The sequence below is a fragment of the Streptomyces coffeae genome (assembly GCF_016741875.1).
Lineage (GTDB): Bacteria > Actinomycetota > Actinomycetes > Streptomycetales > Streptomycetaceae > Streptomyces > Streptomyces coffeae.
This window is the reverse complement of record NZ_JAERRF010000020.1, coordinates 136,446-149,871: the sequence shown is the minus strand read 5'-3', so window position 1 is coordinate 149,871 and position 13,426 is coordinate 136,446. Positions and strand designations below refer to the sequence as shown.

General features: G+C 68.3%; 16 protein-coding genes and 2 pseudogenes. 10 read left to right on the top strand and 8 right to left on the bottom strand.

All coding sequences use genetic code 11. The features are described 5' to 3' along the window. Positions 1–35: 35 nt before the first annotated feature. The gene (locus JK363_RS28820; RefSeq protein ID WP_201879250.1) at positions 36–368 is read right to left on the bottom strand and encodes a GYD domain-containing protein; all 333 of its coding nucleotides are present in this window, start codon (positions 366–368) and stop codon (positions 36–38) included. 367 nt (positions 369–735) lie between these two features. Between JK363_RS28820 and JK363_RS42890 the strand changes: the two genes are divergently transcribed. After that, positions 736–1,686 (top strand): hypothetical protein, encoded by a 951-nt coding sequence (locus JK363_RS42890; protein WP_236076181.1) that lies wholly within the window; start codon positions 736–738, stop codon positions 1,684–1,686. Between the two features lie 645 nt (positions 1,687–2,331). Here JK363_RS42890 and JK363_RS28810 read toward each other — a convergent pair. The 3 genes from JK363_RS28810 to JK363_RS28800 all read right to left on the bottom strand — a co-directional run bounded on the left by JK363_RS28810 (position 2,332) and on the right by JK363_RS28800 (position 4,139). Then, positions 2,332–3,033 carry a class I SAM-dependent methyltransferase gene (locus JK363_RS28810; protein WP_236076180.1) on the bottom strand — a complete coding sequence of 234 codons (702 nt, stop codon included), beginning with the start codon at positions 3,031–3,033 and terminating at the stop codon, positions 2,332–2,334. Between the two features lie 78 nt (positions 3,034–3,111). After that, positions 3,112–3,471: a DoxX family protein gene (locus tag JK363_RS28805; protein WP_201879248.1), complete on the bottom strand. Its 360-nt coding sequence runs from the start codon at positions 3,469–3,471 to the stop codon at positions 3,112–3,114. 173 nt (positions 3,472–3,644) lie between these two features. Then, positions 3,645–4,139, bottom strand: coding sequence for a cupin domain-containing protein (locus JK363_RS28800; RefSeq protein ID WP_201879246.1), 495 nt, complete (start codon positions 4,137–4,139; stop codon positions 3,645–3,647). An 81-nt stretch (positions 4,140–4,220) separates the two neighbouring features. Here JK363_RS28800 and JK363_RS28795 point away from each other — a divergent pair, with 81 nt between their 5' ends. Next, positions 4,221–5,072 (top strand): LysR family transcriptional regulator, encoded by an 852-nt coding sequence (locus JK363_RS28795; protein ID WP_307821902.1) that lies wholly within the window; start codon positions 4,221–4,223, stop codon positions 5,070–5,072. 390 nt (positions 5,073–5,462) lie between these two features. Here JK363_RS28795 and JK363_RS45045 read toward each other — a convergent pair. Further along, positions 5,463–6,195, bottom strand: a pseudogene (locus tag JK363_RS45045) (IS630 family transposase); the annotation flags it as partial. Positions 6,196–6,491: 296 nt separating this feature from the next. Then, positions 6,492–6,602, bottom strand: coding sequence for a DUF397 domain-containing protein (locus JK363_RS28780; RefSeq protein ID WP_307821900.1), 111 nt, complete (start codon positions 6,600–6,602; stop codon positions 6,492–6,494). On the opposite strand from JK363_RS28780, the pseudogene JK363_RS28775 reads away from it, so the two are divergent. Both JK363_RS28775 and JK363_RS28770 read left to right on the top strand, forming a co-directional pair. Then, a pseudogene (locus JK363_RS28775) lies at positions 6,584–7,375 on the top strand (IS5 family transposase); the annotation flags it as partial. The gene JK363_RS28780 and the pseudogene JK363_RS28775 sit on opposite strands and share 19 nt — an antisense overlap. 4 nt (positions 7,376–7,379) lie before the next feature. Beyond that, complete coding sequence (locus JK363_RS28770; RefSeq protein WP_201879244.1) at positions 7,380–7,796, top strand: hypothetical protein; 417 nt, start codon at positions 7,380–7,382, stop codon at positions 7,794–7,796. A 69-nt stretch (positions 7,797–7,865) separates the two neighbouring features. On the opposite strand, the gene JK363_RS28765 is transcribed toward JK363_RS28770, so the two are convergent. Continuing rightward, positions 7,866–8,516 (bottom strand): hypothetical protein, encoded by a 651-nt coding sequence (locus JK363_RS28765; RefSeq protein WP_201879241.1) that lies wholly within the window; start codon positions 8,514–8,516, stop codon positions 7,866–7,868. Between the two features lie 142 nt (positions 8,517–8,658). On the opposite strand from JK363_RS28765, the gene JK363_RS28760 reads away from it, so the two are divergent. Beyond that, positions 8,659–8,988, top strand: a complete 330-nt coding sequence (locus JK363_RS28760; protein WP_236076178.1) for a zinc ribbon domain-containing protein — start codon at positions 8,659–8,661, stop codon at positions 8,986–8,988. Here the strand turns inward: JK363_RS28760 and JK363_RS28755 are convergent. Beyond that, complete coding sequence (locus JK363_RS28755) at positions 8,940–9,395, bottom strand: Lrp/AsnC family transcriptional regulator (RefSeq protein WP_201879239.1); 456 nt, start codon at positions 9,393–9,395, stop codon at positions 8,940–8,942. The two genes, JK363_RS28760 and JK363_RS28755, sit on opposite strands and share 49 nt — an antisense overlap. A 93-nt stretch (positions 9,396–9,488) precedes the next feature. Between JK363_RS28755 and JK363_RS28750 the strand changes: the two genes are divergently transcribed. The 5 genes from JK363_RS28750 to JK363_RS28730 all read left to right on the top strand — a co-directional run bounded on the left by JK363_RS28750 (position 9,489) and on the right by JK363_RS28730 (position 13,000). Beyond that, positions 9,489–9,962: a rhodanese-like domain-containing protein gene (locus JK363_RS28750; protein WP_201879237.1), complete on the top strand. Its 474-nt coding sequence runs from the start codon at positions 9,489–9,491 to the stop codon at positions 9,960–9,962. A 198-nt stretch (positions 9,963–10,160) separates the two neighbouring features. Continuing rightward, positions 10,161–11,273 carry an ABC transporter substrate-binding protein gene (locus JK363_RS28745; RefSeq protein ID WP_201879236.1) on the top strand — a complete coding sequence of 371 codons (1,113 nt, stop codon included), beginning with the start codon at positions 10,161–10,163 and terminating at the stop codon, positions 11,271–11,273. A gap of 69 nt (positions 11,274–11,342) precedes the next feature. After that, a complete protein-coding gene (locus JK363_RS28740; protein ID WP_201879233.1) occupies positions 11,343–11,615 on the top strand; it encodes a hypothetical protein in 273 nt (90 codons plus the stop codon). After that, a complete protein-coding gene (gene alr, locus JK363_RS28735) occupies positions 11,612–12,775 on the top strand; it encodes an alanine racemase (protein ID WP_201879231.1) in 1,164 nt (387 codons plus the stop codon). Before JK363_RS28740 ends, alr begins: the two co-directional genes overlap by 4 nt. A 24-nt stretch (positions 12,776–12,799) precedes the next feature. After that, positions 12,800–13,000, top strand: coding sequence for a hypothetical protein (locus JK363_RS28730; RefSeq protein WP_201879229.1), 201 nt, complete (start codon positions 12,800–12,802; stop codon positions 12,998–13,000). Positions 13,001–13,426 lie beyond the last annotated feature (426 nt).

Sequence of the window (13,426 nt, the reverse complement as noted above, 5' to 3'; positions counted from 1 at the left end):
CTAGGCGCGCACTCCGCACCGTCAACTACGATGAACTAGCCTTCGGTTGAGGTGCCGGGGGGCCTGTAGTCGACCTGCATTTTCGTCGCGGCATCGAGATCTTCGGGGCTGAGCAACGGTACAGCTTTGGAGTACACAGCGCCGCTTGCCCGTGCCGTGATGGAGGTAGCGGCCATCGACACGTTGTCGGGCATGTCGACGACGGCGTATAGATCGTGTTCTCCGAAGGCGAAGTACATCGATTCCAGCGTCCCCCCGCACGACTGGAGCTCCCGCCTAACAGCCTCCCTGCGTCCCGTCCCTCCATCGGCGAGCAGCCCCTTGGTGCCAGAGACGCTGTAACTGACCGTCACCAGGTACTTCGGCATGCACATCTCCCACTCACTCGTCGCAGTCGGCACGTGTTCCTTACCGCACGAGATGGACGTTGCCGCGGGCACCGTGAATCAATGCCCCGGGTGGCGTAGCTGGCCCAGTATCCCCACGGTCTTGGGGGCAGCTGGAGTCCTGGTGCCGCACAGCCCCTTTGGGTGACAGCTACCGAAATCCGGGCCTTCGGCCTGGAGGGGCACGTCACGGTGACGGTCATGATGATCCGCTACTGGGCCGCGGTCGCGGCCACTGTGTTGGTAACGGGCGGCTTCGCAAGCGCTGCTCCCTCAAGCTGGGCTGCCTCCGTCCGGCCCCCCGCCTGCCGAGGTGGCTGGCGCCCCACGATCGGTTGACGGCGCGCCGGTGCGAAAGCAGCAGGTGAAGGTGCCCATGCGGCTGGTGTCGTCGGCGGCCTACGCCGATGTCGCGCTGTCGGTTTACGTGAGGGTGAAAGCGCTCAGTGCGCGCCCGGAAGGGTGCCAGGCGAAGGCGGCGACGACCGCCTCCTACCTGGGGCTGTCGAAGGCATCGGTGGAGCGCGGTCTCACGGCGCTGTCGCGTCCGGCGCCGGACGGCGTGATCGAGTTGCAGTCGGTGCGCCGGACGCTGCCGGGCGGCCGCGGCACGTCGGCTACGCCGGACGGAGACGTTCGTGTGGCTGCCGGTGTGGCGGCCGCGGAGGACCTCACACCCCGGCAACTGCGCGCGTATGCGGTGATCGCGTTCGCGGAGCAGATCAGCATCGCGTTGACCGAGGGAGAGCTGGCGGGGCACCTACTGCACCACTCTGGGAAGAAGGCCCGGGCGGAGGGGAAAGATAGGCGTCATCACCGCCTACTGCAGAGGAATGCGGAAGTGCCCGTCCTGGATCAACAACTGACCTGCTCTCCCACATGCCTGTCCCGGGCGCAGTGTGGCGTTGCCGCCGCGCTCTGGCACTACACGGCAACACCGGTGGCCAAGCCGTACTACGTGCGCGGATGCATCCCAGCCCCGGACGAGGCAGCGGTGACCGTTGCCCTGTGGGCAGGCCCCGCGGCGCGGGAGAAGAAGAACCTCTTCCTGTACGTCCCGCTCGTGTCCGGCGGACTGCCGGTTCCAGCGGCGCAGGTCGTAGCGGGGCTGATGCGGCTGGGCCGTGGAACACACCTGTTCGGCTTCAGTGGCCGTCACTTCGACGGCAAGCCCGTCCTCAACGGCAGCGAACTGGTCGAAGGACGAGGAGCGCCGTGCCTGTGTGGCGGGGCCAGCGAGCAGGAGGGGCCAAGGGGCTTCTGCTTTGAGCGGCCTGGAGAGCTGAGGCATTACGGCTGAAGAAGCGGGGCCGTTTCCACCGGAGGCGGCCCCGCCTTCGTTGGTTCAGCGTCTGGCACGCAGATACGCCTGTCGTGCGAGGACCAGACCTCGCCAGTGACTGCGACGCGCGGATCATGCTGACCGACAGGGCTCTCGAGGACGGTCTGTGCAAGCTGTGCCGTGAGGAAGCTGCCGCCCTGGCCGCCGACCGGACGCCCGCGTCCGCTGCGACCTTGGACCGGATCTGCTCGGGCCGGGACGGTGACGCCCCGTGCGGCCGCACGACCCTGCCGAGCCCAGCGTGTGCGCCCGCCACCGGGTCCAGGAGCTCGCCGGGAGGTGGCCTGATGTCCCAGGACCTGCAGCTCAGCGGCGTTGCCCTGGCCTTGGGTCGTGCTCCGGGCCGCGAAGGAGGCGGCACGCCGCAACGGCGGCCGCGCGCAGGAGCCGAAGCCCCGCACCGGACGGCCGGCCCGGCGCGACGGGCGCGATCCGATCACCGTGCGCCCGGAGTCGACGGCCTGGGTGACGAAGATGCGCCTGGAGCAAGCCCGCGTCATCGCGGCCCGCCAACACGTTGGCGGGCCGCACGCTCGTCCGGACACTGTGGATCCTTCGGCCCGGCCCAGTGCTCGTCGCCAAGCACCGCTACGCCGGTCAGGGTCAGAACGCGCGGAAGTCCTCGAAAGAAGGCTCGAAGGAGGGGTCGGGCAAGCGATAGGCCTTGCACCGGGCCCCTTGTTTGCCCTGAGGTCCAACGCCGATCGTCTCGCCGGAGAAGGCGTCGGGGATCACCGTCCATCCCAGGTTCCGCTCGTAGTACTGCACGGCCGTGTGCACAGACGGCCACCAGTCGTCGTCGATGACAATCAGGCCACCGGGTCGCACGATCTTGCGCAAGTAGTAGAGATCGACGAAGACTTCGTGGAACCGGTGACTGCCATCCACGAATGCCGCGTCGGCGACGAAGCCTTCGGTGAGGAGCTGCGGGAGCGCGATCGACGAAGGAGCGAGCATGAGCGTGGCGATCGAGTCCAGCCCCGCAGAGCGCAGCAGGTCCCAGCCGACGTTGGAGTACTCGCGTTCTTGAAACGGGTCGATGATGACGTGCCGGGGGAGCGGACGGTTGACGGTTGCCAGGGCCTCACCGATAGCGAGCGCAGAGCTGGCGTAGGCGAGACCGACCTCGACAACCTTCTCGGCTCCCTCGGAGACCACCAGATCGCGCAGCTGGTCGCAATGCTTCTCGGGCACCGTGACGGTCTCGAAGTCTCCCTCTTGGTCTCGCGTCCGCGGCGGCCCCTCCTGCGTGAGTCGGCGGCGCACCTCGCGCACCCGCCTCGCACGTTCATCCGTGTTCGTCATGCTGGCTACTCCTCCGTGGTGAGGCAGCACCTCACCCTCACCATGCAGTCGCATCCACCGGTCGAGGACTGTGCTCGATCATGGCCTGGTAGCCAACCAGATGGTCATGGCTGCGGTGGCGATGAGCCCGACGTTGAGTGTGATCCGGCGGTCTTCGCCGGTCAGGTGGACGGCGATCGCACCGGTCTGCAGGAGGACGAAGCCGATGGCCGCGGCCGGCGCCAGCGGGGGAGCGATGCCGGTCAGCGGCGGCAGGATCAGGCCGGTCGCGCCGAGTATTTCGACCGTCCCCAGCGCCCTGAGGGCGGGCAAGGGTATGCGGTCGACCCAGGCCATCATCGGGCGGAGTTGATCGCGGCTGCGGATCACCTTCAGCGTGCCTGCGTAGACGTAGAACATGGCGAGCAGTCCCGCGACGGTCCAGTAGGCGATGTTCATGGTTCCCCGTTCATGGGCCACCGGTTCGCGGGGCCCGTCGATTGCGTCGATTGCCAGGCAAGCCCCTGGAGAAGGCCCGGTCCGTCGTCCGAGGGGTCCGGACACGAAAGGCGGGAGCGCCACGGCCCTGCCGGTCGAAGGGAGGGCGGCCGGGCCGTTCCGTCCCGTCGGCTTCAGGCGAGGTCGGTGGCGGGCTCGGTCGCGTAGCGGCTCATCGCGTCGGTGTTGGCCTGTGGCGTCAGCGGCTGGCCGCCGGCGAGTACTTCCTGGAGGTCTCGGAAGTACTGCACGTACAGGTCGGGGGTAAATGTGCTGAGCATGACGGCGGGTTGGTCGGTCAGGTTGGCGAAGGTGTGCGGGGTGCCGGGCGGAACCATCACGAGCGTGCCCGTGGTGGCGTCGTAGTCCTCGTCCCCGACGGTGAACCGCACGGTGCCGGACAGGACGTAGAAGCCCTCGTCGTGTTGGCCATGGCGGTGCTGCGGTGGTCCCTGGGTATGCGGGGCGAGGACGGACTCGGCGATCGCGAGGCGATGCCCGGTGTGGCTGCCGTCCTCCAGAACCCGCATGCGCGTGGTACCCAGAACGATCATCTCGCCATCGCCGGGACCCATCACCGATACGGAGGGGTCGGCCTGCGGTTCGCCGGTCTTCACTTCTTCGGTCATGTTCACGAGTTCACCGCCGGGGCCCCAGGGCTGTCCAAGACTTGTCCCGCAGCGCCGATACCTCGTGGGTATCGTTGCAGTGTGGAGCTACGGACCTTGCGCTACTTCGTGGCGGTCGCCGAGGAACTCCACTTCGGCCGGGCCGCCACCCGACTGCACATGAGTCAGCCGCCGCTGAGCCGGGCGATCAAGCAGTTGGAGGCCGATGTCGGGGCCCTGCTCTTCGCCCGCTCGCCTGCCGGCGTCACGCTCACTCCGGTGGGCACGGTGCTGCTCGAGGAGGCGCGAGCCCTACTCGACCATGCCGACCGCGTCCGTGTACGTGTGAGCGCGGCGGTCGGCGTCGCGACCATCACCGTCGGCATCCTGGGCGACGGCACCGACCCGGGAGTGGCCAGGCTGGCCGGGGCCTACCGCCGACACCACCCCGGCATCGACATCCGCATCCGCGACACCGATCTGACCGACCCGACGTGCGGGCTGCGCGCCGGACTGGTCGATGTCGCCCTCACCCGGGCGCCGTTCGACGAGACGGCCCTGACGGTGCGTGCGCTGCGGACCGATCCGGTTGGTGTGGTCCTGCGCGCTGACGATCCGCTGGCCCGCCGCGACCGGCTGCGGCTGGCCGAGCTGAGCGACCGCCGCTGGTTCCAGTTCCCGCAGGGCACCGACCCCATCTGGCAGTCGTACTGGAGCGGCGGCAGGCCGCGCGAGGGCCCAGTGGTGCGCGCCGTTCAGGAATGCCTGCAGGCCGTGCTGTGGAACGGCACGGTCGGCCTGGCCCCGCTCGGACACGACCTGCCCGCGGAGCTGGCCGTGGTACCGCTGGCCGACATGACGCCGAGCCGAGTGGTAGCGGTGTCGAACGAAGGTGACAGCAACCCGTTGATCCGATCATTCATCGAGATCGCGACAGCCGCGTACCGTCGCTGAGCGCTGGCAACCGATGCTGCCGCAGCTCGTGAACAATTCGAACGCCGCGGCCTCCGGGACTGCCTCCCGAGGTGGTGAACATCTGCTGCCCCTTCTCGCGTACAGTGCCAGAGGGGAGACGAACCTGTGGGCGTTCGTCTCTGCAAACGGCGGCGACAGCCAGGGCCATGCGGCCCGCCCGCCGACGATACTCCTGGGTTTGGTCATCTCCTGTTCCAGGCATGCGCGACAGGCCCATTGAGCGCCAATTCGCCCAGCGGGGATCCGAAACACGCACTCAAAGAGCGTTTTGTCCCGGCGAGGTTGTTTGGCGGCGCTTTGGAATGCTGGACGGGTTGGTATGGCTGGGGCAATAGAAGGCTACTGTGGTGAGTGAGGCGAACGACAGCCAGTCTCGGTGAAGCCCTTGCGGCGGCCTTTGGCGGGGCCGCGGTCGAGGTAGGTGCGGTAGATCAGCCGGGGCCGGTGGCCGGACTTGATGCAGATCAGTGCCGTCATGGAGACGCGTTTGGTGCCTGCGGCGGTGACCCGCACGACGGGAGTGTGGCCTCGTCGGCCCCAGGTGCGGCCTTTGGGCGGCCTCAGGCCCTGGCCGGCTTCGTCCTCGAAGCAGAGCCAGGCGCCCAGGTCCGCCGCCGTCTTTTTATGACGGGCCACTGCTCTTCCTTCCAGGCGGCGATCTTCTCCTCGTCGCGCTCGGTGGCCTTGCGGGAGGGGACCTGCACGCTCCAGCCGATGCGGTGCAACAGCAGGTCCAGCCCGGCGAGGGTGTACTCGACGCCGAACCGGCGGCGCACGATCTCGGCGATCCGGGCCAGCGTCCAGCACTGATCGGGCCACCGGAGGCGGCCGGGCCGGCCTCCAGCAGCGTCTGAAGAACGCGGAGCTGTCCTGCATCGAGCTTGCACCGGGCGCCGCCGGGGCCCTTGGAAGCCAGAGCCTGCCTACCGCCTGAAGCCAACGCCCGCCGCCAGCGGTTCGCCGACATCCGGGTCACCCTGAACCGGCGGGCCACCTCCCGGTCACTGGCCCCGGCTTCGATCAGGTCAGCGGCTGCGAACCGGACTTGCTCACGCCGGGCCCGTTCCTCGACCGTCAGCCCTCCGCCATCGGGATACCTCATCCTCCCGGCATAGCGCGGCTCACGACAGCCGTCACGCCCCTACGTAACCCGCACTGTTAAAGATCTCTAGTTCCTGAGTCGGAGATTCGTCGGCAGTTGCGGCGACCTTGTCGAGGAGCTCGTCCGCGGGCTTGGTCCAGATGAAGGGCCGAGGGGGAGGGTGCTGTGGTAGGGGACGCCCCCGCCGCATGCGGACAGGGATTGCTCGGCGGGGACGTGGGGACTGGCCTTTGATCTGAGGCCGCCCCCGGGCGTCTAACCCTCGTCCGGGTCGGTCTTCGCCTTGCGTGCTCGGTTCAGGGCTGGGTGAACTCGCCATCGGCGGCACCGCGGACGAAGGCGGCCCATTCGTCCGCGTGGAAGAACATCGCGGGCATGTTGATGTCCTTGGAATCGCGCAGAGCCACGATGCCGTCGACGACGGCGATCTCGACGCAGGCCGTCCCCGACGGGACATCAGGGCCGTTACGAGATACGGGAGATCGTGAACGCGATCCTGTACCAGGGCCGGACCGGCTGCCAGTGGGACTACCTCCCGCACGACCTGCCGCCGAAGTCGGCCGTGTACTACTACTTCGCGGCCTGGCGCGACGACGGCACGGACATGAAGATCAATGACCTGCTGCGCTGGCAGGTCCGCGAGAAGGCCGGGCGGTCGGAGGACCCGAGCCTGGTCGTGATCGACACGCAGAGCGTCCACGCGGCGGTGAACGTGCCCGCCACCACGACCGGGAAAGACGCGGCCAAGAAGGTGCCGGGCCGCAAGCGCGGGCTGGCGGTGGACGTCCTCGGCCTGGTCATCGCCGTGACCGTGCTGGCCGCCAGCGCCCACGACAACGCGTTCGGCATCGCGCTCCTCGGCCAAGTCGCCCCCATCGGCACCATCAAGAAAGCACTGGTGGACCAGGGCTTCAAGAAGACCGTCGTCGAGCACGGCACCACGGTCGGCATCGACGTCGAGATCGTCGAGCGCAACCCAACCGACAAGGGCGTCGGTTTCGTCCCGCAGGCCAAGAGGTGGATCGTGGAGCAGACGCTCGGCATCCTCATGCTGTTTCGGCGGCTCGTGAGGGACTACGAGAGCAGGCCGAAGTCCTCGGAGTCCAGGGTGCGCTGGGCCATGATCGACGTGATAGCACGCCGCCTCACTGGCCAGACCACGCCCACCTGGCGCGGGTGACTGCATGGATGACCAGGTCACGCCGCTTCTGGAGCGGATCGACGCACGCGAACGCTCGCTCGTCGGCGATGCAGCGCAGATCCGTGCGCAGATGGACGAGCTCACCACGCGCCTACGTGAACTCGACGCGGAGATCGAGAGCCTGGCGGTGACCCGTAAGACGCTCCTCGCCCTCCCGCCGACGACCCCGGAGTCAGCCGAGGAGCCGCCCGTCCTGCCAGCCCACCCGGCCTACCAGCAGATCCTCGACGTCTTCGCCGACGCTGCTGGACCGATGCGTGCCCGCGACCTGTGCCAGGCCCTGGACCTCCCGCTCAAGCCGAAGAACATCGAGAGTACCCGGCACAAGCTCAAGCGCCTGGTCAGCCTGGACGTCCTCGCCGAGACCGAACCGGGCCTGTTCATCCAGCGCCGCCCGTAGCAGCCCTCCGTTCCAGGCCACCCGTCCGTCACGGCTGCCGCACTCGCCATCCGGCTTACGACGCGATCGCTAGTGACCCGTCATGCGGAGCCACTGCATCGTTGTGACGAGCTCTTCGCCGAAGTCCTCGCAAAGCGCGAGCAACTCACGACCCGTGGACGAGTCGAGCAGCCCTGCGGAATCGGGGAGAACCCCGAGAGCACCGTGGCAGGCGGCCTCGACAGCGAAGTGGCGCGACGCGAAATAGCCCTCGCTCGCCCGCTCCGCCAGGTCGGCGAGGTACTGGCGGTGGGCTTCCTCCGAGGGGTGAGAGTAGAAGGAGCCCTCAACGAGACCGTCGAGGTAGTTCGCCAGGCCGGCCGAGGCTTCGATCACTCGCTCGACTTCGTCCACGCCAGGCTTGTCCAGCAGTTCGCCAAAGGTCAGCAGGTTGCTGATGGTCTCCAACTGGAAGAGCTGGACCGTGTCCGGGTCGACTTCAGACGTGAAGAGCGGGGCCGTGCACAGCTCGGCGATTGCTCGCCGGTATGCGCGATCCGACTGTTCACCAGCGGGTGATGCTGCCATTCGGAACAGCGACTCCAGCACAGACTGGTCGACGCCCCACTCTGCATCCAATTCGAACGCGAGTATCGGCGCGCGCCACCGCCACAGGGCCAGGACGGCCGCCTGACGCTGGTGGACGGGCTTCAGGTCCGCCAATCGCTCGATCCGCACCACGTTCTTGAGTCAGCCCTTCTGAGCTACCGTCCCCGCCCGCCCGCTTTACCTCGGGACACTGTAGAAGCCGCCGAAGGACACGTGACCGCCGGGACGGTGCCTGACCCAAGCCAACTGCGAGAATCGGGCATACCGGTTCAGAATGTCCTCTCAGGTCTGCTCGGCCTGCGGATTCCGGGACGGCCCCAAGCCCCTGCACGTCAGGAAGTGGACGTGCGGCCAGTGCGGCACCATGCACGACCGCGACCACAACGCAGCCCGCAACGTCCTCTTCGAAGGACGCCGTATCGTCGCCGCCGGACGGGCGGAGACGCTCAACGCCTCGTGGAGCGCCGGTAAGACCAGGACGAAAGTCCCGGCACAGCGCGTTGAAGCAGGAAGCCCCCGGAAGGGTCAGACAACCCAGGCCGGAATCCCTGGACTTCAGGCCAGGGAGCACGTCAATGAGCGGCTTGGAAGGGGGCTGGAGTAGACGACGCTCGTGGTGACGGAGCCCAGAGCGGCGATGCGGCCCGTGGTGCGTTCCAGATCGCGCATCGAGCGAGCGACGACTTTGAGGACGAAGCAGTCCTCGCCCGTTACATGGTGGGCCTCGACGATCTCGGGGGTGGTGTCGAGCAGGTCGTGGAACGGCTTGTAGTTGCCAGTAGGGTAGCGGAGGCGGACAAAAGCAAGGATGTCGAGCCCCAGGGCGTCGGGGCTCACGACGGCGGAATAGCCGGAGACAACCCCGCTCTCCTCCAGCCGTCGGACTCGTTCCGTGACGGCACTCGGCGACATGGAGACGCTACGGGCCAGCTCGGCATAGCTGGCGCGCCCATTGCGTTGCAGGGCTTCCAGGATGCGGATATCGGTTGTGTCAAGGGAATCAGCGGCCATCGCTGATAGATACCACGAATTGCACGGCGAGGTGCGGCCTGGGCCGGTGATCTCGAGTTCTGAGGAATGGGCGGCGAGCTTAGTGTTGAGGACATGCCCAAGATCCGGATCAGCGCGGCTCTGCGGGTGCCGCCGATGGCACCTGGTGAGGCAGCCGCCTTTTTCGCCGCACGCCTTGCCTTTCAGGCCGATGTGTCCGATGTCCACGCCTCACTGGAGTCCGGCGACCCGGGCTTCGTGCTCATCGACGCACGCGGGGACGATGCGTGGGTGCAGGGGCATGTCCCCGGTGCGGTCCATATGCCGACCGCCCAGATTCCAGAACGCGCCGCGACCCTGCTGGATGCTGCCGTTCCGGTGATCGCCTACTGTTGGGGTCCCGGCTGCGACGGGGCGACCCGTGCAGCGCTCGCCTTCACCCGGCTCGGCTATCACGTCAAGGAAATGATCGGCGGCATCGAGTACTGGATCCGGGAGGGATTCCCGGTCGAGGGTCCGAACGGTGTGGTGCGGCGTGCGGCCGACCCGTTGACGGCGCCAGTCGGGTCCGCTCACTGCGCTTGCTAGTGCTGTGAGCGCATAGGTTCGCCGGGTTCAGAAGCTGGCCAGCCTGAGGTTGGTGCGCCAGTACGCGGCCGCCGGCAGCACCCGGTCTTCCAGCGGAAGTCACCAGGCACGACAAAGATCATCGATGTCCTGTCGCTGACGTTCACTCTGCGATCCGGGCAAATTACCACCACATGATTACGCGGGAGACGCCAACGCATGAGTACGCCACCATCGCCACTTGGAGCGGAGCGGACTGACGGTTCATCCGTCCGGATCGGCGCTCTCGTTCCGCTGACTCGGCCCGGTTGGGTCGAGGCGGGCCAACACTTGCTTGCCGGACTCGAGCTGGCCGTTGACGAAGTCAATGACGCCGGCGGGATCGTCGGAAGACCTCTTGAGCTGGTGGTCCGAGACACCGCGGCTGATCCACAAAGGGCCGCGGCGGCCGTGGATGAATTGGCTCGCCTGGGCGTGGCTGCCTTGGCGGGGGAGTATCACAGCGTCGTCGCTCGCGCCGCTGCCGCCAGGGCCGACGCCCTCGGCCTGCCGTTCCTCTGCTCGTCAGCGGTTCTCGACGCGCTCACCGAACAGCCGACGGAATGGGTCGCGCGCCTCGCCCCGCCGCAGTCCCGCGGCTGGCAGATCTACGCGGACTTCCTCCTCAAGGCGGGCCACAGCCGCATCGCCGTAGCGGCCCAGCCGAGTGTCTACTGGGCAGCTGGGACCCGCGTTCTGCGGGACTACCTCGCTCCACGCGGCGGCACCGTCATCGAACTCGACATGAGCGCGCTCGCCCCGACGGCGGTGTGCGACGCAGTCGTCGACCATCGCGCGACAGCCCTCCTTCTTCTGGTCGGCCACCCGGAGCCGGCAGTGTCGATCGTCGAGTCCGTCCGCCGCGACCAGCGCCTCGCCGAGATCATGATGGGTGCTCCCGCCGGGCAACCGGAGTTCACCGAATGGGCGACGTTGCTGGGCGACGACGGCGCCGCGATCCCGTTCTTGCGCTACCTGCCCGAGCGCCTCAGCCCACTTGGTGCACGAGTCGAGACGGCCCTCCGCGAGCGGCTGGCCGAAGCGCCCTCCTTCGTCGCCTTCGAGGGCTACGACACGGTCGCCGTCCTCGCCGATGTGCTGCGTTCTCACGGCGCGGACCGGGCGCGCACTGCGGAATCCTGGCGGCGCGTTGCAGTCGAGGGCACCCGCGGGCAGATCCGGTTCTCCCGCACGCCAGGCATCAGCGTGTGGCAATGGGCTTGGGCGCCCATCCAAGTCGTTGATCGAGATCCGGCGGAACCCGATCGCTTTCGGATCCTTCACGCCAGTTGAGAGGACGGATCCTCGCTCGACCGCTCATACAGGCGCACCACCGCAACTCATTCCCGGGAACGGTGACAGATGGATAAGTCCGTGCTGGAAGGTCTGACCGCACCCGAACTCGTGGTCGACGTGGACATACTGGACCGCAACATCTCACGCATGGCGGCGGTGAACGCCTCCGGCTTCGCCCTGCGGCCGCACGCCAAGAGCCACAAGTGCTCCCAGATCGCGTGGCTCCGGCTCGAAGCAGGAGCACGCGGACTGCCGGTGGCGACTGAGCGCGCCTCAGGGGTCGTAGGGGGAGGCGCCCCAGGACTGTCGGCAGCCTCTGAGGGACTGGGGACGCGATGAGTAAGACAGCTGCTGTGCCGACCGCTGCCGTGCGCGCACGCGCCGAGATCGATCTGAGCGCCCTGCGCGCCAATGTGCGGGCCCTTCGCGCCCGGGCCCAGGGCGCCGCCGTGATGGCCGTCGTCAAGTCCGACGCGTACGGCCACGGCGCGGTGCCGTGCGCCCGTGAGGCCCTCGCCGCGGGCGCGAGCTGGCTCGGCACGACCACGGCCGAGGAGGCTCTCGAGCTGCGCGCGGCCGGGCTTCCTGGCCGCATCCTGTGCTGGCTGTGGGTGCCGGGCGGGCCCTGGCGGCCTGCGATCGAGGCCGACATCGACGTCTCGCTGGGCGGCATGTGGGCCCTGCGGGAGGTTGTCGAGGCGGCCTGGGCGGCGGGACGCCCCGCGCGCGTGCACCTCAAGGCCGACACCGGGCTCGGTCGCAACGGCTGCCAGCCCGGCGAGGACTGGGCCGAACTCGTCGCGACGGCGCTGCGTGCGGAGGCCGAGGGGCTGGTCCGGATCGCCGGACTGTTCTCGCACTTCGCGTGCGCCGACGTGCCGGGGCACCCTTCCATTGCCGCCCAGCTCGCCCAGTTCCGGGAGATGACGGCGTACGCCGAGCAGCAGGGCGTACGGCCCGAGGTGCGGCACATCGCCAACTCGGCGGCCACCCTCACCCTGCCCGAGACCCACTTCGACATGGTCCGCACGGGCATCGCCATGTACGGCGTCTCGGCCAGCCCGGAGTTGGGCGCCCCGAAGGACTTCGGGCTGCGCCCGGTGATGTCGTTCAGCGCCGCGCTGGCCCTCGTCAAGCGCGTCCCAGGCGGCCACGGCGTCAGCTACGGCCATCACTACGTCACCCGCGGCGAGACCACCCTCGGCCTGGTGCCGGTCGGCTACGCGGACGGCATCCCGCGGCACGCCTCGGGCAGCAGCCCGGTGCTGGTCGACGGCAAGTTGCGGACGATCGCCGGGCGGGTCGCCATGGACATGTTCGTGGTGGAACTGGACGGCGAAGAGCCCCCGGTGGGCAGCGAGGCCGTGCTGTTCGGGCCCGGCGACCGGGGGGAGTCCACCGCAGAGGACTGGGCGCAGGCCAGCGCCACGATCGCGTACGAGATCGTCACGCGCATCGGTACGCGCGTTCCTCGTGCCTATCTCAATGCGTCTGCGTGAACGCGTCCATGTGAGCGCAATCAGGTGAACGGCAAGAAGTCGGGTAACCCGTTCCGCGACGGCATCCACCCAGGCGAACTGCGGTACGGCGAAGAAGAGCGGTACGTGAGCTTCAGCAGCGCGGAGGCCGTGGCGCTGCGGCTTCCCTCGTCCGTCAGGCGGCGACCGGCATCGCGGCGGAGGCGGCTGGAGCGTGCGCCGATCGGCGTGCCGGTTTCCGGGTGAGGCGGCGGGTCATCAGTGTGATGGACGTCTGACGAAGACCTTGAAGGAGATCAGCACGATGACCGCACCTGGTGTGCCCCTGCACGCCCTGACCGTCTGTCCCGAGCTGGGCTCGTGAAGCCTCTAGTTGGACCGTGCGAGCGGCCTCGCGCTCGGGTGGTGGCGGGTGCGTGGGCGCCGGGCGGATTCCTACACGAAGCCTGGCTTGAGAAGCCTTGAGAGAAGAGCGACAGCGCCCGGCGTCTACGCGACCGCCACTACCCGAGGCTGTGCTCGCTCGTTGACGTTGACGGTGCGAGCCCGTTACGCGGCGACCTCTCCATATGCCCGAGCTGTCCGAGCTCCCGTCGAGACCGAGGCCCGTGTGACGCGCTGGTGCCGCGAACGGCTGGTGAGGTGGCGGACCGGCCTCGGTCGAGTCCTGGA